Raw genomic sequence first — 23185 nt, 5'->3', positions numbered from 1 at the left:
CCGGATTGCGGCGGGTCGCGTCGCTCGTGCGCCGCGGGAACGTATTGATGAGCCGCCACCCGCATGACGGATTACCACCTCAATTCCGATAACGAGCGTCAGTCGATCAGCTGGCCACGCATCAGCGGCACGGCGTTTGCCATTGCCCTGCACGTCGCTGGTTTCATGATGCTGATGGCGCCGATTTCGTCCCCGACGGCGACCGACGACGAAGAAGAAGTGACCCAGGTCAACTTCATCGAACCGCCGCCGCCGCCTCCCCCGCCGCCGCCGCCGCCGCCGGAGCCGCCGAAAACGATCACCAAGATCGTCGAACAGCCGCGCCCGACGCCGGTTCCGCCGCCGCCGGAAGAGCCGCCGATGGTCTACGACACGCCGAGCCCGGTCGACACCGTCGCGCCGCCGCCGGCTCCGCCGTCGCCGCCGGTCGGCACCTCCGACTTCGCCGCCAGCGAAGATCCGAGCGGTCGCGCCCTGTTTCCGCCGCGTTACCCGCCCGCGGAAGCCCGCGGCGGCATTGGCGGCACCGTGATCCTGCTCGTCCAGATCGATGCAAGCGGTGCGGTCCTTGACGTGCAAGTCGAGAAATCCAGCGGTAACCGCAACCTTGATCGTGCCGCCTCGCAGGCAGCACGCAAATGGAGATTCAATGCCGGCATGCGCGGTGGTCAGCGTGTGGGCGGACTCGTGCGCGTTCCCGTCAATTTCACCCCTCAATAAACACTGAAGAAAGGTCATCTTTATGCTGCAGGACATCCTTCTCACCACTGCCGCCGCTGCCGCGCCGGCTGCGGGCGGTTCCGCCAACAACGCCGAAGCCCTGCAGCAGATGGGCTTCAGCCACATGGTTCAGAATTTCGACGCGGTCGGCCTGTCCGTCTTCGTCATTCTTTGCATCATGTCGGTCGGTTCCTGGTGGTACACCGTCGTCAACCTCGTCAAGAACACCGTGGTGAAGAGCCGCGCCGACAAGGTCATCCGCACGTTCTGGGAAACCCCGAACGCGCAGGACGCGATCCGTTTCATGGAAGAACAGCCGGTCAACGAGCCCTTCTCGAAGATCGCGCTCGACTGCGCCCAGGCCGCTGCGCACCATCAGCGTCATGAAGGCAGCCGTCTGGTCGAAGCCCTGAACCGTTCGGAGTTCATCGACCGTGGCCTGCGCCAGGCCGTGACCCGCGAGAGCGCCAAGCTCGAAGACGGCCTGACCTGGCTCGCCACCGTCGGTGCGACCGCGCCGTTCGTCGGCCTGCTCGGCACTGTCTGGGGCATCTACCACGCCCTGATCCGCCTCGGCGAGTCCGGTTCGGCCTCGATCGACGCCGTTGCCGGCCCGGTCGGTGAAGCGCTGATCATGACCGCGTTCGGTCTGGCCGTCGCGATTCCGGCCGTGCTTGCGTACAACTTCTTCGTGCGCAGCAACCGCAACACCTACGCCAAGTTCGACACCTTCGCGCACGACCTGCACGACTTCTTCGCGACCGGTTCGCGCGTCGGCGAAGTCAAGCGCTAAGTCGAGCTCCCAAGGCCTTACAGGTACGCAGTCATGGCATTCAGTTCCAACTCCGGTGGTGGCCCGATGGCCGACATCAACGTCACGCCCCTCGTGGACGTGATGCTGGTGCTGTTGATCATCTTCATGATCACCGCCCCTCTGATGACGCACAAAGTGACGGTCAAGCTGCCGCACGCCACGCTCGAAGAGAAAGTGATCGTGAAGGTTCCGCCCGTCACGCTCGCGATCAAGTCGAACGGCGAGCTGTACTGGAACGACGAGCGCGTCACCACCGCCCAGCTGGAACAGAAACTCGCCGTGACCGTGCAGCGTACCCCGCAGCCGATGGTCAACGTCCGCGCCGACGCCACCACCAAGTACGGCATCATCAACGATGCCGTGCAGACCGTCCGCAAGGCCGGTATGCGCAAGGTGGGTTTCGTGTCGAGCCCGGAACGCGCTGGCCAGTAACGGCCTAGGGACAGGAGAACACAATGGCTTTTGCATCCAACTCCGGTAGCGGCCCGATGGCCGACATCAACGTCACGCCCCTCGTGGACGTGATGCTGGTGCTGCTCATCATCTTCATGGTCACCGTGCCGCCGACTTCGTATCCGATCGAAGTCGATCTGCCGCAGCCGTCGACCAATCCGCCGCCGACCCCGGTCGATCCGCCTGAGCCGATCCGCCTGCGCATCGATGCCGGCGGTACGGTCAGCTGGAACGGCAGCCCGACGCCGATGTCGACCCTGCAGTCGCAGTTCGAAGTCGAAGGCGAGCGTGAACTCGCGCGCCAGCCGACGCTCGAGATCGAGACGGACAAGGACGCGGAATACGAAGTACTGGCCAAGGTCCTTTCGCGCGCCAAGAACGCGAACCTGGTCAAAATCAGTTTTGTCCAGCCCGGTTCGGGCGGCTAACGATCGCAACACCCTTCGCAGCAACGCCGCCTTCGGGCGGCGTTTTTTTTGCGCGCCTTGCCGGCACTCGAGGACAGGCGTAGTAATAGGAGGCGTCATCCAACCGGGGGATAGCGCCATGGCTTTTGCAACCGCGGACTCACGCAACACCCAGATCGCCGAAATGAACATCACCCCGCTCGTGGACGTGATGCTGGTCCTGCTGGTGATCTTCATGATCGCGGCGCCAGCGATGACCAAGGTGATGCCCCTGACCTTGCCCGGGACCGCAGGCAAAGCGGCCGAGCGCCAGATCCTGCACCTGACGATCGGTGCCGGCGACCTGTACACCCTCGATGGCGTCGCGGTAGGCCGGGTCGAACTGCGTCAGCGTTTCGAACAGGCCGCGCGTGCCGCGAGCCTGCCGATCGTCGTCGAAGTCATCGCCAGTCCGGAGGCGGAGTACGAGACCGTGGCGCAGGGCCTGGCCCTCGCGCGCAATGCCGGTCTGGAAAACCTCGACATCGCGACGCACTGACGTCGCCGGCGATCACGCGTTCGCAGGGGCTCCCGCGGACGCGATGATCGCCAGATAGCGGCGCACGGTGACATCGAGTCCCGCGTACAAGGCTTCGCCGACGAGCGCATGGCCGATCGACACCTCGTGCACGCCCGGCACCCCGCGCAGGAAATCGCCGAGATTGTCCTGGCTAAGATCGTGGCCGGCATTGACCGCCAAACCGGCCGCCTGCGCCTGCCGAGCGGTGTCGGCGCACAGGGCGATCGCGGCCGCCGCGTCGCCGCGTGCGTGCGCGGCCGCAAACGGTCCGGTGTAGAGCTCGATGCGCTCGGCGCCGAGCTCGGCCACGCGCGCGATGTCGGGGGTCCCGGCATCCATGAACAGGGAAACACGGGCGCCGAGGGCCCGCAGCTCGGCGATCAGCGGGCGCAAGCGCTCGCCGTCCCGGCGCAGATCGAAGCCATGATCGGAGGTGATCTGGCCGTCGCCATCGGGCACCAGGGTCGCCTGGGTTGGCCGCACGGCCGCGACCAGGGCCAGAAACCCCGGATAGCCCTCGCGTGCCGGCGCGAACGGGTTGCCTTCCAGGTTGTATTCCACGCGGCCACGCACGACCTCGGCCAGGGCAAGTACGTCCGCCGGGCGGATATGCCGCTGATCGGGACGCGGGTGCACGGTAATGCCGCCGGCGCCGGCGGCGATGACCGCGCGCGCGGCGGCCGCCACGCTAGGTTCGTCGCCGCCGCGCGAGTTGCGCAGCACGGCGATCTTGTTCACATTCACGCTCAATACCGTCATCGGAAGCCTGTTTGAATTCCCGTCCGCTGCCCGCAACCGAGCGCTGCGTTGGCGATTTGTGCAGGCAGGCACATTACCGCGCGACGACGCTGACGCATACTGGCCGGATGCGTTCGCTCCCCGGTCGTTTTCTTGTTGCGCTGAGCCTGGTGTTGAGCCTGGCGCTGTGCCCGTTGCCGGACGCCCGGGCCGACGGCCCCTCGGGCATGCCGCTGCTGCGGCGCTATCTGCCCGAGGACTACAACGCGACGCCGCAGCAACTGGCGATCGCGACCGACCGCGAGGGACGTCTGTACGTCGGCAACGGCGAGGGCGTGCTGCGCTACGACGGCGATGCCTGGACGCTGATCACCTTGCCGGGCAAGACCATTGCACGCGACCTCGCCATCGGTCGCGACAACCACGTCTATGTCGCCAGCTACGACAGCTTCGGCTGGCTGCAGACCAGCGATGACGGCCAGATGCGCTACGAAGAGCTGCTAACCGCCGGCGGCCTGAGTGGACGCGATCGCGACGTCGGCATCGTCTGGGACGTGCATGCGACCAGCGAAGGCGTGTACTTCCGCGCGGAAAAAAATCTGCATTTCCTCAGTTACGATCGCCGCCGCGTACGCCATTGGCCGCTCGCGGAAAACGTGCGCAGTTTCTACGTCCAAGACGACGCGCTGTATGCGCGCGTCGCCGGCCTCGGCTTCTGCCGCTTCGAAGACGGTCGTTTCACGCTCGAACCCGGCGGCGCATTGTTCGCCGACAAACCCTTGCCAGGCATGATTCCCAAACCCGGCTGGCGCCTGCTGGTCGGTGACGACGGACTGTATCGCGCCGACGCCCGCGGCATCGCGCGCTTGCCCAACAACGCCGGCAGCGAACTCGCCGGCACGCGCGCCTACGAAGTGCTGCCGCTCGCCGACGACAGCTTCGTGGTCGGCACGCTCGAGGGCGAAGTCTTCCGTTATGCCAAGGACTATCACCTCGCCGAGCGCGTGAACCTGGGAAGCTACGGCATCCAGGCGCTCGGCGCCGATTCCGAGGGCGGCCTGTGGGCCGCGACCGAAGGCGATCTCGTGCGCATGGCCCTGCCCTCGCCGTGGTCATTCCTGGGGTCGGATCAAGGCTTGCGCGGCACGGTCACCGATTTCGAATGGTTCGACGGCGCTTTGTGGGTCGCGACCACGCGTGGCTTCATCCGTTTGACTGCCGATGCCGCCGGCCGCACGCAGGCCGATATTCCGCATCACATCGACTACGAGGCCTACACCCTGGTCGGCACCGATAGCGGTCTGCTCATGGGTTTCCGCAATGGGCTGATGGTGCGCGACAAGGACGACGGCAAGACGCGCATCCTGTTCACCGGCGCGCAGGAAGGCGTGTTCGAGATCCGCCTGTCGAGCAAGGTCGCTGGTCGCGCCTACGGTCTGAGCGAAGAAAACCTGCTCGTGCTGCAGAACGTCGACGGCCACTGGAAACTCGCGCAATCGACGCCCCTGGACGGCGCCAGTGCCGCGACGCTCGTCGAAACCGCCGCCGATCAGATCTGGTTCGGCGACTCCCGCGGCGGTCCGCAACGCTGGACGCTCGATGCCGCAGGCAAGCGACTGCGCGCGGAAGTGTTCGGCGCCAACGACGGTTTGGCCATCGACGCCAACAGCGGCTCCAGCCTGTATCTGCTCGAGGGCCAGGTGCACGTGATCACCGGCGAGCGCGGCTACCGTTTCGACGGCAAGCGTTTCGTGGCCGACACCGGCCCGCCGTTCACCCTGGTCGATCGCCCCAACGAACTCGACGTCGTCGAAACGCCGGTCGGTACCTATGCCTACAGTAGCCGCCAGCTGTGGCTGCGCCCGGTCGGCGCGAGCGAATGGAAAGCGGTGAACCTGGGCTCACAACGCGCGGCCGGCTTCACCCGCGTGCGTTTCAATCGCGACGGCAAGCTGCGCGTGGCGACCTGGAGCGGCCTGCTGCAATTCGACGCCAGCCAGAAAGAGCCGACACAGGCACCGCTGCGCCTGGGCTTCGAAAGCGTCAGCGCCGAACGTCCCGACGGCCAGGAACCCCTGCGTCTGCCGATCGTGAGCGAGGAGCAGCCGGTCGAGATTCCCGCCGGCTACCGCCTGCATTTCCGCTACAGCCTCGTCAGCATGGAAGGCGGACTGCAGTTCCGCTATCTGCTGCATGGCCTGACCGAACAATGGAGCGACTGGACCGATCGCGATCTGTACGTGCGCGCGCTCACGCCGGGCGACTACGTGCTGGAAGTCGAAGCGCGCACGCGCGGCGGCCGCACCGCCGGCCCGGTCAGCTATCGCTACCGCGTGCTGCCCGAGTGGTACATGCGCTGGTGGGTGCTGACGATCTTCGGCCTGGTCGTGCTCGTCGCCGCCGCGTTCGTCGTGCAGGAATTCATCCGCCGACGCACGCAGCGCTACCGCGAGGCCAACCGCAAGCTCGAGGCACGCATCGCCGAGCGCACCTCGGAGCTGGAGGAAGTGAACCGCAAGCTCGCCGAACTCGCCACCGAGGACGCACTCACCGGCGTCAACAACCGGCGCGCGCTCGAGCAGGGCCTGCAACGCGAATGGTTCCGCTGCCTCGATCAACGCCGGCCCTTGGCGGTGTTGATGATCGATGTCGATCACTTCAAGCGCTACAACGACGCCCACGGCCATCTGGAGGGCGACGTGCTGCTGCGCCGCATCGCGCAACGTCTGATCGCCCTGCACGATCCCAAGCGCGAACTCATGGCGCGTTACGGCGGCGAAGAATTCGCCCTGCTCCTGCCCGGCGTACACCTGGATGAAGCGCTGCGGCGTGCGGAAGCCATTCGCGCGGCGATGCATGCCGAAGTCACCGAAACCACGGTCAGTATTGGCGTCGCTGGTTTCGTGCCCAGTGTGCAAGGTGAGCCCAATAGCCTGCTACGCCGCGCCGACGCAGCGCTGTATCGCGCCAAGCGGGCTGGCCGCAATCGCGTCGAAGCCGACGCCGATCCGCCGCCGCCGCGCTGACCCGAACACCGCGATCGCTGCGGTTCAATCGCTCAAGGTATAGCCGTTCACGCGGACAAAGTTCGCATCGCGCATCGCCACGACGGCGGTGTGCTCGGGCGACGGCGCCAAGCGCAGAAAGCGCCAGCGTTCGGGCGCGCCCGCATCGTCGGGAACCGCCCGCGCGATCGGCGCCGTCTCGGTCACCTCGAACTGCCAGCGCGGCAGATAGCCGAAAATTCCGGTGCCGGTCGCCTTGCAGCTCGCTTCTTTCGCCGTCCACAGGCGCAGGAATGCGACGCGTGCCGCTTCGGCATCCAACGCGGCCAAGGCCTGCGCTTCTTCGGCCGCAAACCAGCGTGCCGCCAGTCGCGCGACCGGCAACTGGCGGTCGTGGCGTTCGATGTCGACCCCGACGCGGCCGTGCCGGCAGATCGCGATCAGGCTACCGCCGCCGGTATCGGTGAGATTGAAGTCGGGCGTGGGTTCGGGCCGCAGAAACGGCCGTCCCTTGCGTTCGCGACCGAAGACCAAGGCAGCGGGCGCCGCGTCGGCCAACGGCGCGAGCACCTGGCGCAGCAACGCATCGATGCGCTGGCGGCGGGGTCGAGCATCGGGGCGTTCGGGACACCAGACCAGGCGCAATTCATCGTCGGCCAGCGCCGGCGGTGCGGCCGCGGCCAGCGTCGGCCAGGGCAGGGCCGGAAGCTTCAGGGCGCGGCGTCTTCGGAGTCGGCCGAGCTGCTGTTCCGGCGCGCCTCGGCCTGTTCGCGCAGCACACGCAATTCGTCCGGGCTCAGGATATGCACTTCGCTGCGCGCTCCGCTGGAAATGCGCGCCGACATCCAGCCGACGATCCAGGCGATCGCGGCCACGAGCGAGCCGAGCATCATCAGGAAAACCAGCCAGCCGGGCAGGCGCGCCATCATGGCGGCGAACATCAGGATGGCGGCGATCAGCAGGTAGATCCAATGCATGGGGCACCCCTTTCGGTTGCCGGAAGTGTAGCCCTCACAGCAGGGGCGAAACCAGTCGCGCGGCGGCGTCGATCAGCCGGTGCAGCAGGCTCATGGGCCGTTGCGGTGGGACCTCCGCGGCCTTGCCCAGATCCTCGCTCAACACTGCCTCGAGATCAGCCGCCACGGCCGTGTCCTCGAACAGCACGCACAGCTCGAAATTGAGCCGGAAGCTGCGATTGTCGAAGTTGGAACTGCCCAGCACGCAGGTATCGTCGTCGATCAGCAGGGCCTTGGTGTGCAGCATGCGCGGGTACTCGAACACGCGCACGCCGGCCGCGATCAGGTCGTCGAAATACGACCGCGCGGCCGCGCTCACGAGCAAGGAATCGCTGCGTTCGGGCACGAGCAGACGCACGTCGAGTCCGCGCAGCGCCGCCGAGGTCAGTGCCATGCGCGCGGCCTCGCCGGGCACGAAATACGGCGTCGCCAGCCATACCCGCGTGTGCGCGCGACCGATCGCGGCGATCTTCACGCGATGGATCGTTTCCCAGGGCGAATCCGGTCCCGCCGGCAGCACCTGCGCAGGAATCGCGCCGGCGTCGTGGGCGGGCCACAGGCCTTCGTCCTTGGGCACGCGCGAACACGCGTACGTCCAGTCCTCGAGAAACGCCAACTGCAGCCAGCGGACCGCCTCGCCGTCCATGCGCAGATGCAGGTCGTGATAGGCGCCCGCGGTGAAACGCTCGTTCTCGTCATCGGTGATGTTGATGCCGCCAGTGAAACCGATCGCGCCGTCGATCACCACGATCTTGCGGTGGCTGCGCAGGTTGAGCTTGGGTCGCCACAGGCCGCGCAGCCGCAGTCGCAGCCGGTGGAAGAACGCGACTTCGCCGCCGGCAGCACGCAGCTCAGCGAAAAAATCGTTCTTGATGCGTCCCGAGCCCAGCGCATCGAGCAGCACGCGCACCTGCACGCCGGCGCGCGCGCGTTCGATCAGCGCGTCGCGCACGAGCGTGCCCGTGCGGTCGGGCTCAAAGATGTAGTACTCCAGGTGCACGTGGTGTCGTGCCTGCGCGATGGCCGCGAGCAGGGCGTCGAAGGTTGCACCGCCATCGACGAGCAACTGCACGCGCTGGCAATGGCTGGGCGGAAAACCGCTGCTACCCTGCGCCAGGCGCATGAGCGGGCTGCTGTGGTCGAGTCGCGCGGTGGTCTCTTCGCGGCCGAGCAACAGACGCGAGCGCAGACGCTTCACGCGTTGCCGATGAATGCGCTGCGGGCCGAAAAAATGGTAGATCAGCAGACCCAGCACCGGCAGCAGGGCCAGCGACATCAGCCAACTCAGCGTCGCGATCGGCTCGCGTTTTTGCAAGATGATCCAGCCCGCGAGCACGATCAGATAGCCGATCCAGGCCAGCGAAAGGATCAGCGACAGAGGGGTCCACAGGTCGGCCAGGCTCATGCGTCATCCCGCAAGGCCGACGGCCACGATGGCGGTCGGCGCGGCAGCAAGCGTAGGCGGAAAGCGCCGGCGACGCCAACGCGCGCCGGCGATAACGGCCGCCCGAGGGCGGCCGTTCGCTTCACACAGATCGGATCGGGCAGATCAGACGCGTCGCGTCAGGCCCGTTTCACCAGACTGATCAGGAACAACACGATCAGCGCGCCGATCAGCGCATTGATGATTGCCCCGGCGATGCCGCCAGCGATGACGATGCCGAGCAGACCCAGCACCCAACCGCCGACGAAGGCGCCGAGGATGCCGATGACGATGTTGCCGAGCACGCCGAAGCCGCGGCCTTTCATGATCAAGCCGGCAAGCCAGCCGGCGATGCCGCCGATGAGCAGGATGATGAGCAGGGATTCGATGGACATGAGGTTCTCCCGTAAGTGGACCAATACCCGTGGAACACAGGTGTGCGCACCCTAGCACGCGAGGTGATCTTCACGGAGTGACGACGGCGTTCAGGTGGCAGCGCAGGTCGCGAGGACAGACTCGGCCCGCTTTCCTCAGCACACCAAGGAACTTCCATGTCATTCGCACTCTATCTACTCGGCGTCATCGTCCTCATCAGCGGCCTCGTCTACGGCGCCTGGCTGATGAGCGTGCCTTCGCAATGGATCATCGTCGGCGCGATCGTGGTTGCCGGTGCCGGCATCCTGTCGGCGGTCTCGCATACGCGCTCGAAAGACAAGCCGCAGTAAACCCGCCTACTTGTCCGGAAACAGCATCTCCGCGCGCTGGAACAACACCCAGCTCGTGGCGATGTACTTGTCGCCGCCGCGCGGCCGGTTGCCACGGTGCGTATGCGTAAACGCGGTCGGCGCGATCAGCAGCGAGCCGGTCTTCGGCACGATCTTGCGCTGCTGGTACAGGAACTCGGTTTCGCCTTCGGCAAACCCGTCGTTGAGATAGATCGTCCACAGCAAGGTGCGATGCAGGGTGTCGGCGCTCGCGTCCTTGGGATACAGCTCGCAGTGCCAGTACGGATAGCCGCCCTGGTCGGCGGTGTAGCGTTGCAGGTTGATCGTGCCCGGCCGCAGCAAGGAGCGCACGATATCGCTGAGCTGGGCATCGGACAGCGTGTCGAAATCCGCCTCGCTCAGGCGGCGCAATCCGCCGGTCTGCGCATCGCGTGTCTGCACCATGAGCGGCGCCAGCAGCACATGCCGGTACTTGCGCAGATAGGCCAGCAGCCCGGTGAACATCGCGACGTTCAAGGCCGCCTCGGCCTCGCGCCATTCGGGCTTGCCGCTGATGCCGATGTCGCGACTGTCCTTGAGCTCGGGCAGCACGCCGGCTCCGACGCGCCCCGGCACGGCCTGTCCGCTGCGCTCGAAATGTCCGAGCAGCTGCGCACACACGTCCGCCGACAGCGCGTTCTCGTAAACCTCGATGAAGTCGGGCGGGCTCATGCTTGCCTTCGCTGGCGCGGTCGGCGCGGGACGGTTACTGACCCGCGTCGAACTCGCGGTGGTAGCGCACCGCGGTCTCGACTTCGTTCTTCGAACCGATGAACACCGGCACACGCTGGTGCAGCCCGGTCGGCATCACGTCGAGCATGCGCTGGCGGCCGGTGCTCGCGGCGCCGCCGGCTTGTTCGACCAGAAAGCTCATCGGGTTGGCTTCGTACATCAGGCGCAGCTTGCCGCCCTTGTCGCGGCACTTGGCGTCGAGCGGATACGAGAAGATGCCGCCGCGCGTCATGATGCGATGCACGTCGGCGACCATCGAGGCGACCCAGCGCATGTTGAAATCGCTGCCGCGCGGCCCCTGCTTGCCGGCCAGCAGATCGCCGATGTAGTTCTGCATCGGCGTCTCCCAGTGGCGCTGGTTGGACATGTTGACCGCGAACTCGCGCGTGTCGGCCGGGATCTGGATATCGCGCGTGGTCAGCATGAAGCTGCCCTGCTCGCGATCGAGCGTGAACGCGTGCGTGCCGCGACCGATCGTCAGCACCAGCATCGTGCTCGGGCCGTAGGTCGTGTAGCCCGCGCACACCTGAGCGGTGCCTGGCTGCAGGAAATGTTCGTCCGACGGTTCGGTGATGCCGTCGGGGCAATGCAGCACCGAGAAGATCGTGCCGACGGAAATGTTCACGTCGATGTTGGAGCTGCCGTCGAGCGGATCGAACAGCAGCAGGTAGTTGCCTTTTGGATACGCGTTCGGGATCGGATGCGAGTGATCCATTTCTTCGGACGCGAGGCCGGCCAGGTGTCCGCCCCATTCGTTGGCTTCGAGCAGGATCTCGTTGGACAGCACGTCGAGCTTCTTCTGCGCCTCGCCCTGGATGTTGCCGGTGCCCGCTTCGCCGAGCACGCCACCGAGCGCGCCCTTGCCGATCGCGTTGGAGATCGTCTTGCAGGCGCGTGCGACGACTTCGATCAGCAGACGCAGGTCGGCATTGATATGGCCGGCATGCTGTTCCTGGATCAGGAAGCGGGTCAGGGAGATGGGCTTCATGCGCGGCTCGGCGGGGGCGGGAGGCCGCCATTGTAAGGGCCGTGGCAGAATCGGGGCGACTACGCCGGAGGTGCGATGCCGCTGTTCCAGGCTCTGTGGCCGTCCCTGATCACCGCGCTGGGCCTGGGCCTGTTGATCGGCACCGTGCGCGAGCGCCAGCACCGCGATGCCCTGGCCGGCGTGCGCACGCATGCGCTGACGGCCCTGCTGGGAGCGGTCGCGCTCTGGTTGGGGCCGGGGGTCTTCCTGCTGGTGCTCGCCCTCGTCGCCGGCCTGGTACTGATCAGCTATTGGCGCTCGTCGGCGCAGGATATCGGCGTCACCGGCGAAGTGGCGCTGATGCTGACGGCCTTGATCGGCGGACTGAGTCTGGCCCACCCGGCGCTCGCGGCGGGCCTGGGCGTGCTCACGGCGGCCTTGCTGTATTTCAAGACGAAACTGCATCGCTTCACCCGCGAGCGGATCAGCGAGCGCGAGGTGCACGATGGCCTGGTCCTGCTCGCGGCCGCGCTGGTGATCCTGCCGCTGTTGCCCGACCGCGGCATCGGTCCCTACGCCGCCTTCAATCCGGCGATCCTCTGGCGACTGGTGGTATTGATCATGGCGGTCAGCGCACTGGGTCATGTTGCCTTGCGCGTGGTCGGCATCCGTTGGGGATTGGCGGTCGCGGGATTCTTCGCCGGCTATGCCTCGTCGACAGCGGCGACCGCCGGCTTCGGACAACGCGCGCGCGAAACCCCGTCGCTGCTGCGGGCCTGCGTGGGCGCGGCGATGCTGGCCAACCTCGCCTCGCTGAGCCTGTTCGTTCCGATCCTGCTCACTGTCTCGCCGACGCTGCTGCGCACGCTCGCGCTGCCGCTGGTGGCCGGCGGCGCGACGCTGCTGCTCGGTGGCCTGCTCGGCCTGCATGGCGGGGCGTCGGCGACACAGGCGGCGCCCACGGCCGAGGCGCGCATGTTCCGGTTCGGGCCGGCGCTGGGACTGGCCGTGATTATCGCGGCTGTCGTCTTCGTCTCCGCCGCGATGAACGCCTGGATCGGTCCGCGCGGGGCCTTGCTCGCGACGGTGATCGCTGCGGCGGCCGAACTGCATGCGGCGATCGCCACGCTCGGACAATTGTTCGAACAGGCCGTACTCACCGCCGACCAGTCGCGCTGGGGTCTGTGGGTACTGCTGTCGGTTAGTGCGATCGTCAAGAGCACGATCGCGACGGTCAGTGGCGGCCGCGGCTATGGCCTGCGCGTGGCGATCGGCCTGTCGGCGATGCTGTTGGCCGTGCTGCTGGCGATCCTCTTCCAGCGCTGAGGCTCAGATGATGCGCAGCGTGATCGCCTTGAGCACGGCGCGCGTGCGGTCGCGGGTGCCGAGCTTGTCGAGAATGTCGGAGACGTAGTTCTTCACCGTGCCCTCGGACAGGAACACGGCCTTGGCGATTTCGCGATTGGAATAGCCGCCGGCGAGCAGGCGCAGGATCGCGACCTCGCGCTCGTTGAAGGTGTCAGTCGGTGGGCTCTGGTCGCGGAAGGCGTAACGCGCGCGCACCGGATCAGTTGGCACCGGCGCGAGCAGGGTCTCGCCACGCGCGACGCGGGAAATCGCTTCGAACAGATCTTCGGGCGACGCATCCTTGAGCAGGAAGCCCTGCGCCCCGGCGGCGCTGGCGCGCAGCGGCAGCTCGGGCTCATCGAACGTGGTCAGCAGGATCACCGGTGTCGCATCGCCGCGTTCGCGCAGGCGCTGCAGCAGGACGAACCCGTCGGTGCCGGGCATGCGGATATCGGACAGGATCACGTCGACGGGTGTCGCGTCGAGCGCCGCGAGCAGGGCCTCGCCGTCGCCGGCTTCGATGACCACCTGCAAGGGCGCGAAGCCCTCGAGCAAGGCGCGCAGGCCGCCGCGCACCAGGGCCTGGTCGTCGGCGAGCGCGAGCCGGATCGGCGCGCTCACGCGATCACCGGCAAGGTCGCGAGCAGCTGCACGCCCCCGGCGGCATTGCGTTCGACTTGCAAGCGACCGCCGATCGCTTCCAGGCGCTCGCGCATGCCCGACAGACCATTGCCGAACTCCAGCGCGCCGCTGCCGCGACCGTCGTCGCGGATGTCCAGGGCGATGCGATCCTCGTCCCGGCGCAACACGATCCAGATGTGGTCGGCATTGCCATGGCGCGCGGCATTGGTCAGCGCCTCCTGCACCGAGCGCAACACCGCTTCGGCCTGGGCGAGATCGGCCACGCGCGCGTCCGGCGCCAGTTCCAGATGCACCTGCGGTTTCGGAAACGGCGCCGCGAGCGCCACGAGCGCGCTGCGCAGGTCCATGCCGTCGTGCAGGCGCATCTGCTGCACGACCCCGCGGATGTCGGCGAGCAATTCGTCGGCCAGCTGCGCGCACAGGGCGACCGGTTCGTGGTCAGCCAGGCGCGGATCGCGCGCGAGCGCGGCGAGATTGAGCTTGAGCGCGGTGAGCTTGTGCCCGGCGATGTCGTGCAGCTCGCGCGACAGGCGCAGGCGTTCGGAGTCGCGCACCGATTCGGCGAGCAGCGAGCGCGTCGCCACCAGGTCGGCATTGGCGGCCAGCAAGGCGTCGCGCGAGCGTTCCGCGGTTACCGCGTACCAGCTGGTCATCATTGCGAACAACTGGAAGCTGGCATTGATGATCAGGAACAGCACCGGCGACGAGGACTGCCACAGGCCGCGCAGCAGGGCGTAAATCACCGCGTTCACGGCAACGAACAGCAGCGCGAGCGGCCGCGCCGGATACAACTGCGCGTTCTGCGCCATCGCGATGATCAGCAGCACCGGCACCGCCGTGTAGCGCGCGCTCGCAATCATCACCAGCGCGATCAGCATCTGCGCCCAGACCAGGCCGCGGCGCATCGCCAGGGTCCAGGTGCCGAGCTGACCGAACAGGAACAGGGCGAGCACGGCCGCATGCGCCGCAACCATGGTCGGCCACAACACGGCGGCGGGCAGCAGGCCCGTGCTCTTGGGCGACGACATCCACACCTCCAGGCCGATCGCGACCCACGCGAGGTAGGCGGCGATGTTCATCGGGTCGATCAGCGGGCGCAGGTGCTTGAGCATGGGTGCAGCTTGGGCCGCGGCGCGCGCGAGCTCAAGACGTTGGCGCGAGATGGTGACTTCCGGCACCACGCCTTGATGACGGCCGGCACCTGTCCGGCCTGCACCTGCCGGCGATGCTGCAGCCACACCGAGGAGACAGAATGATGAGCGCCTATCAAGTGTTGTTGTCCCTGCATGGCCTGTTGGGCCTCGTGGCCCTGGCGACGTTCTGGGTCGCGGGCATGAGCAAGAAGGGCAGTCCGCTGCACAAGCGGGCCGGCAAGGTCTATCTCGCGGCGATGGTGGGCCTGCTGGTGCCGGCGCTACCGCTGGCGGTCCGCGTCCTGACGCTCAAGAGCACCTTCGGCGGCATTTTCCTGCTGTACCTGTGGGTCATCACGATCACGTCGGTCTGGGTGAGCTGGCGCGCGATCCGTGACAAGCGCGATTGGGCGCGTTTCACCGGACCGGTCTATCGCGGCCTCGCGGTGCTCAACCTCGCCAGCGGCGCGGTCGTGCTCGCACTGGGTCTGTTTTTCGCGTCGCAGTCGCAGCTGATCTTCATCGCGTTCTCGCTGGTCGGTCTGCTCGGCGGCGTCGGCATGTTGCGCTTCACGCGTCGTGCGCCGACGCAGCCGCGCTGGTGGCTCGAGGAACATCTGGGCGCGATGATCGGCAACGGCGTCGCCACGCATATCGCCTTCCTCTCGATCGGCCTGCCCAAGCTCCTGCCGATGCTGGCCGGCCCGCTGCTGCAGAATCTCGCCTGGTTGGCCCCGCTCGCAGCCGCTGTGCTCGCGCGCATCTACCTGGGTCGCAAATTCCTGCCGGCGCCGGCCGCGCTGCCGGCGGCGAAACTCGCCTGAGTTCAGCCGCCAGTCGGGGGCAGGCGCGGTACAGTCGGCGCTCCCGATGGCGGAGACGCACCAATGCGCGCACTTGTTGTCCTGACCTTGGCGATCCTGGCAAGCGCCTGCGATCGCGCGCCGGCGGCATCCGCCGCACCGAGCCCGCCTGCGACGCCGGTCGCGGCGACGCCGCCACCCGCGCCGGCGCCGTCGGAACCGAGCGACGACAACGACGCGCTCAGCGCGCTCGTGCACTGCGGCGATCGCAGCCTGCTGACGCAGCCACCGGCGGCGCAACTGGCCAAGCTCGGCGCCGATCCGCGCCTGCAATGCCATGCGCAGGACCGCAAGGATCGTGCGCTCGTGATCTGTCAGCCGACCGAGCCGCTGTCGACGTACGGCGGCCGCCGCATCTTTTCGTTCGAGCTCGCGTCTTCGGCGAGCGCACAGACCTTGTCAATGCAGGTGCAAGGAGATCGCGCGGGTCTGGTCAGCGATGTCGCTGCGGCCTCCGAACTCGCGCTGTCCAAAGACGCGGCCGGCCAGGACTTCCTCGATCTCGACGGCCACGGCGGCGAGCGCATCGAATTCGCCGACGGCGCCGAAGCCAACCAATCGGTGCTGCGCTGCGTCGTCGCTACGGCCGCAGCGGCGGACGCCTCTGCGCCGACACCGGCGCCCAAGCCCGCGCCGGGTGGCAGCGGCATGATCTCCGGCCATATCGAATACCCCAGCGAGGCGATCCCGCCGATGCATGTCTGCGCGATCAGCACCGACGGCGCACAGGCCGGTTGTGTGCGCACGACAGCCGATCAGCGCGAATACCGCATCGACCGGCTCGCTGCCGGCGACTACAAGGTGTACGCGTGGTTCCACGAAGGCGACATGCGCGTCATGCGCGCGAGCGAAATGCGCTGGTGCATCCGCGCGCCCTGCCCGCCGGGACCGCCGGTCACCATCACGCTCAAGACCGGCGAGCACCACGACAAGGCGCATCTGAACGAGTACGGCGAAGAGTTCCCGGACATGCCGGCCGAGCCGGGCGATCCTTGAACTGGTTGTCGCGAACAGAAAAAACGACCGGCTTGCCGGTCGTTTTTCTTTCGGGCCAGGGCGGCGGGGACCCCTCAGTCCGCTTCGACGATCTCGCCGGTATCCACCGGCAGCCGCGCACGCGCGATGCGCTGCGTACCGACAAGGCGCGCGTAGTGGCTGAAGTAGGACGGCAGGCCTTCGGCGCGCGTATCCGGACCGTCCTGCAGTTCGAAATGCAGATGCGGAAACAGCGAACTGCCCGACGCGCCGATCGCCGCGATCGTCTCGCCGGCCCGGACGCGCTGGCCGGGTTTCACCTTTGCGCTGCCTTGGCGCAGATGTCCGTAAACGCCGAACTCGCCGTGTCCATGGTCGATGACGACATAGTTGCCGAACAGCACCATCGGCTGCGTGGCCAGTTTGCCCTGGTCGAACTGGCGGTTGTCGGGCTGATCGTTGACGACGGCGACCACGGTGCCGGCGGCAACGGCGCGCACGTCGGCACCGAAGCCGAACCAGTTTTCATTGGCCGCCCGATCGCCGGCCACCATGTCGCCGGCGGCGTTCACCGGCACAAAGTCGTAGCTGTAGCGCATGAAGTTCGCGGTGAAGCCCATCGCTGCGATCGGCGCGAAATGCACGTCGAAGCGGCGGTGATGGCCGAGAAAATCGTGGCCGTCGTAGTTGATCAGGCGGCCGCGCACGGGCAGCAGCAGCTCGCTGCGGTTCTCGTAGGCGACCGGGGCGACATCGAGGCTGCGCGTGAGCGTGTGGCTGCCGTCTTCGTTGGACAGGTCGATATCGTAGTGCAGGCGCGCGAGCGGCAATTCGCGGGCGAGGCTGTGGAAGGGATTGAACACGGCCAAGGTCTGCCCCGGTGCAATGCGGCGGCCGTCGATCACGCCGATGCTCGGGCGCACGCCGTTACCGTCGACCAGCCGGCGCAGCAGCAGCGCACCCTGCGCGTCATAGGCGCTGAGCTGGATGCGGTCGATGTCGAGCGCAACCGCACCGCGGTTGACCAGCAGCAATTCGAAATTGAGCGACTGCACGTCCGGCAGCCGTTCGACATAGACGGTGCCGGGCGCGGCACTCAGACCGACATCGAGCTCATCGGCGGCGAAGGCGAACGGGGAGGCGGCGGCACACAGACACAGGCAGGACAGAACGAACGCACGCATGGACAGTCATCACGGTGAGGATTTCCGGGATGGATACCGTCCGCCGCGCGTCGGTTGCACCGGCTTACACGTCGCCGTCGGTCAGCCAACCCTCGCCGGTGCCGCGCTGGAACACCGTATCGCTCGCCAGGATGTCGCCCGCCGGGATCGTCGCTTCGGTCGCCAGCTGCGCGTAGTACGGGCGGAAGTCCGGCGCCGTCGCTTGCATGAGCTGATCGAAGCTGTCGATGACGAAATAGGTTTTCTGGAACGTGTCGATGCGATAGCGCGTGCGCATGATGCGCCGCAGGTCGAAGCCGATGCGGTTCGGCGCCGCGCTGTCCAGGCAGTGGATGCTCTCGCCCTTGGAGCTGACGATGCCGGCGCCGTAGATGCGCAGGCCCGCGGGCGTGTTGATCAGGCCGAATTCCACCGTGTACCAGTACAGGCGCGTGAGTTCGGCCAGCGCCTCGGGACCGATGCCGTGTGCTTTCACGCCGCCCAGGCCATAGGCCTGCATGTAATCGGCGAACACCGGATTCATCAGCAGCGGTACATGCCCGAACAGGTCGTGGAACAAGTCCGGCTCGGACAGGTAGTCGAGTTGTTCGGGTTTGCGGATCCACCAGGTGACCGGGAAGCGCCGATGCGCCAGGTGGTCGAAAAAATCCAGTTCCGGGAGCAGGCCTTCGACCCCGATCAGGGTCCAGCCGGTTTTCGCCTGCAGCTGACGGTTGAGCTCGACGAATTTCGGAATCCTGTCCTCGCCCATGCCCATCGCATCCTGGGTGTCGAGGAATTCCTGGCAGGCGCGACCTTCGAGCAGTTGCCGCTGGCGGCGGAACAGCGCGCGCCAGACTTCGTGGTCGGTCGCGGTGTAGCTGTCCCAGGGCTGCTCGACCACGGCCGTCGTGTAGACCGGGACCTGTCCCTTGTCGGTGAGCTGGTGTTCGACGCGCTGCGGGCTGGCCATGGGAATCTCCGGTTGCGCGAATTCTATCGGCCCCAGCACCGAAGGAGCTTGCAAAATTGCGCCAGCAGGCCGTAAATGCGCAATGTTATGTTGTCAAAACGCAGAGAGGCACAACAAATGGACGATTCCCGGCTCGATCGTACCGACCTGGCGATTCTTGCGGCCCTGCAGGTCGACGGCCGCATCACCAATGCCGAACTCGCCGAGCGCGTGAATCTGTCGCCCTCGGCCTGCCTGCGCCGCGTGCAGCGCCTGGAGAGCACGGGCGTCATCGCCGGCTACGCGGCCTGGGTCGATCCGGCCAAGGTCGGCCTGGGCCTGCAGGCCTTCGTGCGCGTGCAGCTCGCGCGGCATGACGCCGAGGCGATCGCCGACTTCAGCCGCCAGGTCAACACCTGGGACGAGATCGTCGCCTGCCACGCGCTGACCGGCGACATGGACTATCTGTTGCAGGTGGTCGTGCGTGACCTGGAACATTTCTCGCGTTTTCTGCTCGATCGCCTGCTGCAGGGCAATGCGGTCGCCGACGTCAATTCCAGTTTCGTGCTGCGCGCGGTAAAACAGACGCGGCGACTGGCGCTCGATCACCTGGTTTGAAGGACTCACGATGACGATGCACACCCTGCAGTCCCCGGGTCGCGGCGAAGCGCATTTTCTGCTCTGGGGCGTATTGGCGGCCCTGGTCGTGTCGGCGATCGGCTGCAAGGATCCGATGACCTGGGTACTGGAGATCGTCTGGATCCTGATCGGCCTGCCCCTGGTCGCGTGGCGCTGGCGTGCGTTTCCGCTCACGCGCCTGCTGTGCTGGCTGCTCGCGCTGCATGCGCTGGTGTTGATGTACGGCGGTCACTACACCTATGCCGAAACCCCGCTCGGCGACTGGGCGCGCGAGACCTTCGGCCTGGCGCGCAACCACTACGACCGCCTCGGTCACTTCATGCAGGGCTTCGTGCCGGCGGTGCTGGTGCGCGAGTTGTTGTTGCGCACCAGTCCGCTCACGCGCGGCACCTGGCTGTTCGTGCTGGTGACCTGCGCGTGCCTGGCGTTCAGCGCGTTCTTCGAGATGATCGAATGGTGGTCGGCGCTGGTCTGGGGCGGCAAGGCCGACGCGTTTCTCGCGACCCAGGGCGATGTCTGGGACACGCAATGGGACATGTTCCTGTGCCTGTGCGGCGCGATCGTTTCTCAGGGGGTCTGGTCGCGCGTGCACGACCGTCAGCTCGGACTGTCCTGAGCGCTCAGGTTTCGGCGCCGTCGAGCATCACGCGGTTGCGGCCGGCGGCCTTGGCCGCGTACATCGCGCGATCGGCGCGGCGCAGCAGGTGCGAGAACTGTGCGTCTTCGGCCACGAGCACGGCCACGCCGACCGACACGGTCACGCGTACCTGGCTGCCGGACACGAACATCGGCGCATCGGCGAAGGCCTGGCGCGTGCGACCGGCCGCCGCGAGCGCGCTTTGCGCATCGGTATTGGGCATGACCGCGACGAATTCCTCGCCACCCAGGCGCCCGACCAGATCCTCGGCGCGCAGACTGTCGCGGATGCGGCGCACGGTTTCGATCAGCGCCTGATCGCCGGCTTCGTGGCCGTGTTCGTCATTGATGCGTTTGAAGTGGTCGACGTCGATGATCATCATCGCCAGCGGCATGCCGTGCCGGCGGGCAGCGGCGATCGCGCGCGAGGCGAGGTCTTCGATCGCGCGCCGGTTGCAGATGCCGGTGAGGTAGTCCAGGCGGGCGGCCGAGGCCAGCTCCTGCTGGCTGCGTTCGGTGCACATGAGCAGGAAGCCGACCGTGCCGATGACCGGTAACAGGCCGCCGAACCCGAACGCGGTCACCTGCATCGGCGTCGGCGTGAACACGGTACTGATGCCGGTATGCAGGATCAGGTGCTGGCCCGAGCGCAAGATCATCAACACGGTACTGAACACGAAGAGAAAGCCGGTGACGTGCATCGCGGCGCTCAGGGCCTGGCCGCGGCGGTAGATCGCGCGCGCCGAACTGCCGAGCAGGATCGCATCGAGCGCGGAGATCCAGCCCGTGCGGGCCGACAGGTCCGGAATCCAGAACGTGAAATACGCCGCGGTCGCGGCGACCAGGACCACCAGCACGCCCAGGCGCGTGCGTCGCTGCGGGCCGCCGTTGAACACGCGCAGCGCGACCGCGAAGCAGGCGAACGCGGCGGCGATGGCCATGTTCGAGACCACGGCCGTCCACAGGTCGTCGATGACGCCGCGCAGCGCGATCAGGGTGAAACCGACCGGATACAGCAAGGTGCCGGCGATCCACCAGCGCAGGCTTGGCTGCAGCCCGCCGCTGACACTGCGCCGCACGACCAGCAACAGCACGCCGATCAGCAGCGACAGGAAGGCGCCGAGGAACAGGGCGGTGCGGATGTCGAACGTCCAGGCCATTGCAACCAGGCGCCTCACGGAAAGGGGTGAGTAGTTCGATGCAACTCCCGGACCAGGCCGGCGACCGAATCCGGCCGTTAGTGTCTACTCGCCCACAGAATCGGACTTTGGTCGGCGGAATTCAACGACATTGTCGCCCGGCGCGACCGGCGGCGGCCGGCGCCAGAGCACCGGCACCTCGTCGGGACGCGGCAGGTCGAGCTCGGGATCGGCGACCGGGTTTTCCGCGTCTTCTTCGTCCTCCCAGCTGTAACGACGCCGCGGCGGCGCCGGATCGGCATGCCGCCAGACGATGCCCGCGAGCACGCCCATGACGGCGCCGGCGAGGTGGTATTCCCAGGACACGCCCAGTTCGTGCGGCAGCACCGTCAGCAGCATGCCGCCGAAGAAAAAGAACGCGATCAGCGCCGCCGCCATCGACGGCCGGTCGCGACGCAACAGGCCGAGCGTGAACACGAGGAATCCGAGGCCATGCGTCACGCCACTGGCGCCGAGGTGGTAGCCCTGTGTGGCGATCAGCCAGGTCCCCAGGCCCGACCCGATCCAGATCACCGGCAGCGCACGCAGTGTCGCGCGCGGAAACACCGTGCCCGCCAGCGTGCCCAGGATCAGCACGGAAATCGCATTCGAGGCCAGGTGCCCGGCCGAGCCGTGCAGCAGCGGCGCGGTCAGCACGCCGATCAGCGCGGCCGGATCCTGCGGATGAATCGAGAACGGCGCGACATCGAACTGCCCCTGCGCCAGAAAGACCGCGGTCAGGGCGATGACCGCGGCCATGCTCAGGTTCAGTGCGCGCCGGAACCGGGCAAGCACGGTCGGGGCGGCGGCGAGTTCGGGATCGAGGTTGGTGGCGTCCATTCGGGATAGATGGGGCGGAGGTGGGCGAAGGCAAGCGGCCGCCTACGTTGTCGGGCGGGGCTTGATCCACAGGCTCAGCACCATCGCCATCGCGATCAGGGTCACGACCACGCCAAGCGAGGCGAACACCGGAATCTTGATCGCGTCGACCAGCAGCATCTTCGCGCCGATGAAGATCAGCACGGCGGCCAGGCCGTAGGACAGCAGGTGGAATTTTGCCGCCATGTCCGCGAGCAGGAAATACAGCGCGCGCAGGCCCAGCACCGCGAACACGTTTGAGGTCAGCACGATGAACGGGTCGGTGGTGATGGCGAAGATCGCCGGAATCGAATCGACCGCGAAGATCACATCGGTCACGCCGATCATCACCAGCACCACGAACAGCGGCGTGTACTTGCGTCGGCCGCCTTCGCCCAGCCACAACGCTTCGCCGCGATAGCCGCGCGTCAGCGGCAGGTGCGTGGTCAACCAGCGCAGCAGCGGATTGTTCTCCAGGTCCGGTTCCTTGCCGGCGGCCCAGAGCATTTTCGCGCCGGTCAGCAGCAGGAAGGCGCCGAACAGGTACAGGATCCAGTGGAACTGCGCGATCAGCGCCGCGCCGACGAAGATCATCACCGCGCGCAACACGATTGCGCCGAGCACGCCGAAAATCAGCACGCGCTGCTGCGACGGCGCCGGCACCGCGAAATAGTTGAACAGCATCAGGAACACGAAGATGTTGTCGACCGCGAGCGCCTTCTCGACCAGGTAGCCGGTCAGGAATTCGGTCGCGACCCGGTCGGCGTCGACCGCGGGAAGATGTGTTTTCAGGTACCACCACAGGCCGGCATTGAACAGCAGCGCCAGACCGATCCAGGCCGCGCTCCAGATCAGGGCTTCGCGCCGGCCGACGCGATGCGGACCGTTCTGCTTGAGGACCAGCAGGTCCACGATCAAAGCGATGACCACGAAGACGGCGAACGCCGTCCACATCATCGGGGTGCCAATACTTTGCATGTCGAGCTCCGAGAATGAAAAACCCCGCGACCAAGGCGCAGGGCTGTTCGATTTCGGACAGACCTTCGCCCCGGAGGACGAAGGTCTTGCTCGCAGGTCTTGACCTGCCTTCCGGACCGGAGGGGGTTGCCCTCGTATTGACGATCTCGGAAGCGGGAGCTACTCCCCTTCACCGCCAGATTAACGCGCCCGGCCCGTGAATGTCACGTGGATGGGGTCTCGA

Annotated in this window: 26 protein-coding genes; 12 read left to right on the top strand and 14 right to left on the bottom strand. The window is 66.9% G+C overall.

Annotation, left to right across the window (positions count from 1 at the left end):
- Positions 1 to 63: 63 nt before the first annotated feature.
- The 5 genes from G467_RS0109930 to G467_RS0109910 all read left to right on the top strand — a co-directional run bounded on the left by G467_RS0109930 (position 64) and on the right by G467_RS0109910 (position 2932).
- Positions 64 to 720 (top strand): energy transducer TonB, encoded by a 657-nt coding sequence (locus G467_RS0109930; protein WP_022969587.1) that lies wholly within the window; start codon positions 64 to 66, stop codon positions 718 to 720.
- Between the two features lie 22 nt (positions 721 to 742).
- Positions 743 to 1513 carry a MotA/TolQ/ExbB proton channel family protein gene (locus G467_RS0109925; RefSeq protein WP_022969586.1) on the top strand — a complete coding sequence of 257 codons (771 nt, stop codon included), beginning with the start codon at positions 743 to 745 and terminating at the stop codon, positions 1511 to 1513.
- 33 nt (positions 1514 to 1546) lie between these two features.
- Positions 1547 to 1966, top strand: a complete 420-nt coding sequence (locus G467_RS0109920) for an ExbD/TolR family protein (RefSeq protein ID WP_026802555.1) — start codon at positions 1547 to 1549, stop codon at positions 1964 to 1966.
- 23 nt (positions 1967 to 1989) lie between these two features.
- Entirely contained in the window at positions 1990 to 2415 is a 426-nt protein-coding gene (locus G467_RS0109915; RefSeq protein ID WP_026802554.1) for an ExbD/TolR family protein, read from the top strand.
- Positions 2416 to 2533: 118 nt separating this feature from the next.
- Positions 2534 to 2932 (top strand): ExbD/TolR family protein, encoded by a 399-nt coding sequence (locus G467_RS0109910; protein WP_022969583.1) that lies wholly within the window; start codon positions 2534 to 2536, stop codon positions 2930 to 2932.
- Between the two features lie 12 nt (positions 2933 to 2944).
- Here G467_RS0109910 and G467_RS0109905 read toward each other — a convergent pair whose 3' ends face one another.
- Positions 2945 to 3712: a pyridoxine 5'-phosphate synthase gene (locus G467_RS0109905; RefSeq protein ID WP_022969582.1), complete on the bottom strand. Its 768-nt coding sequence runs from the start codon at positions 3710 to 3712 to the stop codon at positions 2945 to 2947.
- Between the two features lie 107 nt (positions 3713 to 3819).
- Between G467_RS0109905 and G467_RS0109900 the strand changes: the two genes are divergently transcribed.
- Positions 3820 to 6717, top strand: coding sequence for a ligand-binding sensor domain-containing diguanylate cyclase (locus G467_RS0109900; protein ID WP_022969581.1), 2898 nt, complete (start codon positions 3820 to 3822; stop codon positions 6715 to 6717).
- A gap of 24 nt (positions 6718 to 6741) precedes the next feature.
- Here the strand turns inward: G467_RS0109900 and G467_RS18180 are convergent, their stop codons facing one another.
- From G467_RS18180 to G467_RS0109880, 4 genes are all read right to left on the bottom strand, one after another.
- A complete protein-coding gene (locus tag G467_RS18180; RefSeq protein ID WP_051130449.1) occupies positions 6742 to 7341 on the bottom strand; it encodes a 4'-phosphopantetheinyl transferase family protein in 600 nt (199 codons plus the stop codon).
- 65 nt (positions 7342 to 7406) lie between these two features.
- Positions 7407 to 7673: a hypothetical protein gene (locus G467_RS18175; RefSeq protein WP_026802553.1), complete on the bottom strand. Its 267-nt coding sequence runs from the start codon at positions 7671 to 7673 to the stop codon at positions 7407 to 7409.
- A 34-nt stretch (positions 7674 to 7707) separates the two neighbouring features.
- Complete coding sequence (cls, locus tag G467_RS0109885) at positions 7708 to 9117, bottom strand: cardiolipin synthase (RefSeq protein WP_022969579.1); 1410 nt, start codon at positions 9115 to 9117, stop codon at positions 7708 to 7710.
- A gap of 158 nt (positions 9118 to 9275) precedes the next feature.
- Positions 9276 to 9530: a GlsB/YeaQ/YmgE family stress response membrane protein gene (locus G467_RS0109880; RefSeq protein ID WP_022969578.1), complete on the bottom strand. Its 255-nt coding sequence runs from the start codon at positions 9528 to 9530 to the stop codon at positions 9276 to 9278.
- A 156-nt stretch (positions 9531 to 9686) separates the two neighbouring features.
- Between G467_RS0109880 and G467_RS18220 the strand changes: the two genes are divergently transcribed.
- Positions 9687 to 9860 carry a hypothetical protein gene (locus tag G467_RS18220; protein WP_022969577.1) on the top strand — a complete coding sequence of 58 codons (174 nt, stop codon included), beginning with the start codon at positions 9687 to 9689 and terminating at the stop codon, positions 9858 to 9860.
- A gap of 6 nt (positions 9861 to 9866) precedes the next feature.
- Here G467_RS18220 and G467_RS0109870 read toward each other — a convergent pair whose 3' ends face one another.
- Together G467_RS0109870 and G467_RS0109865 are read right to left on the bottom strand one after the other, a co-directional pair.
- Positions 9867 to 10571 carry a 2OG-Fe(II) oxygenase gene (locus G467_RS0109870; RefSeq protein ID WP_022969576.1) on the bottom strand — a complete coding sequence of 235 codons (705 nt, stop codon included), beginning with the start codon at positions 10569 to 10571 and terminating at the stop codon, positions 9867 to 9869.
- Between the two features lie 34 nt (positions 10572 to 10605).
- Entirely contained in the window at positions 10606 to 11619 is a 1014-nt protein-coding gene (locus G467_RS0109865) for a class 1 fructose-bisphosphatase (protein ID WP_022969575.1), read from the bottom strand.
- Between the two features lie 75 nt (positions 11620 to 11694).
- Here G467_RS0109865 and G467_RS0109860 point away from each other — a divergent pair, with 75 nt between their 5' ends.
- Positions 11695 to 12924, top strand: a complete 1230-nt coding sequence (locus G467_RS0109860; RefSeq protein ID WP_022969574.1) for an MgtC/SapB family protein — start codon at positions 11695 to 11697, stop codon at positions 12922 to 12924.
- A gap of 3 nt (positions 12925 to 12927) precedes the next feature.
- Here the strand turns inward: G467_RS0109860 and G467_RS0109855 are convergent, their stop codons facing one another.
- Both G467_RS0109855 and G467_RS0109850 read right to left on the bottom strand, forming a co-directional pair.
- Positions 12928 to 13566, bottom strand: coding sequence for a response regulator (locus tag G467_RS0109855; RefSeq protein ID WP_022969573.1), 639 nt, complete (start codon positions 13564 to 13566; stop codon positions 12928 to 12930).
- Positions 13563 to 14699 (bottom strand): sensor histidine kinase, encoded by a 1137-nt coding sequence (locus G467_RS0109850; RefSeq protein WP_026802551.1) that lies wholly within the window; start codon positions 14697 to 14699, stop codon positions 13563 to 13565. The genes G467_RS0109855 and G467_RS0109850 overlap by 4 nt, the downstream gene beginning before the upstream one ends.
- Before the next feature lie 143 nt (positions 14700 to 14842).
- Here G467_RS0109850 and G467_RS0109845 point away from each other — a divergent pair, with 143 nt between their 5' ends.
- On the top strand, positions 14843 to 15544 hold the full coding sequence (locus G467_RS0109845) for a hypothetical protein (protein WP_155844866.1): 702 nt from the start codon (positions 14843 to 14845) through the stop codon (positions 15542 to 15544).
- Between the two features lie 63 nt (positions 15545 to 15607).
- Positions 15608 to 16579 (top strand): hypothetical protein, encoded by a 972-nt coding sequence (locus G467_RS0109840; protein WP_022969569.1) that lies wholly within the window; start codon positions 15608 to 15610, stop codon positions 16577 to 16579.
- Between the two features lie 74 nt (positions 16580 to 16653).
- Here G467_RS0109840 and G467_RS17540 read toward each other — a convergent pair whose 3' ends face one another.
- On the bottom strand, positions 16654 to 17742 hold the full coding sequence (locus tag G467_RS17540; RefSeq protein ID WP_022969568.1) for a M23 family metallopeptidase: 1089 nt from the start codon (positions 17740 to 17742) through the stop codon (positions 16654 to 16656).
- A gap of 64 nt (positions 17743 to 17806) precedes the next feature.
- Positions 17807 to 18694, bottom strand: a complete 888-nt coding sequence (phhA, locus tag G467_RS0109830) for a phenylalanine 4-monooxygenase (protein ID WP_022969567.1) — start codon at positions 18692 to 18694, stop codon at positions 17807 to 17809.
- A gap of 117 nt (positions 18695 to 18811) precedes the next feature.
- Between phhA and G467_RS0109825 the strand changes: the two genes are divergently transcribed.
- Both G467_RS0109825 and G467_RS0109820 read left to right on the top strand, forming a co-directional pair.
- The gene (locus tag G467_RS0109825; protein ID WP_022969566.1) at positions 18812 to 19291 is read left to right on the top strand and encodes an Lrp/AsnC family transcriptional regulator; all 480 of its coding nucleotides are present in this window, start codon (positions 18812 to 18814) and stop codon (positions 19289 to 19291) included.
- Positions 19292 to 19301: 10 nt separating this feature from the next.
- Entirely contained in the window at positions 19302 to 19928 is a 627-nt protein-coding gene (locus G467_RS0109820) for a DUF2238 domain-containing protein (RefSeq protein WP_022969565.1), read from the top strand.
- A gap of 4 nt (positions 19929 to 19932) precedes the next feature.
- Here the strand turns inward: G467_RS0109820 and G467_RS17535 are convergent, their stop codons facing one another.
- The 3 genes from G467_RS17535 to G467_RS0109805 form a co-directional block, all read right to left on the bottom strand.
- A complete protein-coding gene (locus tag G467_RS17535; RefSeq protein ID WP_022969564.1) occupies positions 19933 to 21108 on the bottom strand; it encodes a GGDEF domain-containing protein in 1176 nt (391 codons plus the stop codon).
- Positions 21109 to 21192: 84 nt separating this feature from the next.
- On the bottom strand, positions 21193 to 21966 hold the full coding sequence (locus tag G467_RS0109810) for a rhomboid family intramembrane serine protease (protein ID WP_022969563.1): 774 nt from the start codon (positions 21964 to 21966) through the stop codon (positions 21193 to 21195).
- A 42-nt stretch (positions 21967 to 22008) separates the two neighbouring features.
- A complete protein-coding gene (locus G467_RS0109805) occupies positions 22009 to 22962 on the bottom strand; it encodes a TerC family protein (protein ID WP_022969562.1) in 954 nt (317 codons plus the stop codon).
- Between the last annotated feature and the right edge of the window lie 223 nt (positions 22963 to 23185).

The sequence above is a fragment of the Arenimonas oryziterrae DSM 21050 = YC6267 genome, assembly GCF_000420545.1.
In the GTDB taxonomy this organism is placed as follows: domain Bacteria; phylum Pseudomonadota; class Gammaproteobacteria; order Xanthomonadales; family Xanthomonadaceae; genus Arenimonas; species Arenimonas oryziterrae.
This window is presented reverse-complemented; position numbering and strand designations above follow the sequence as displayed.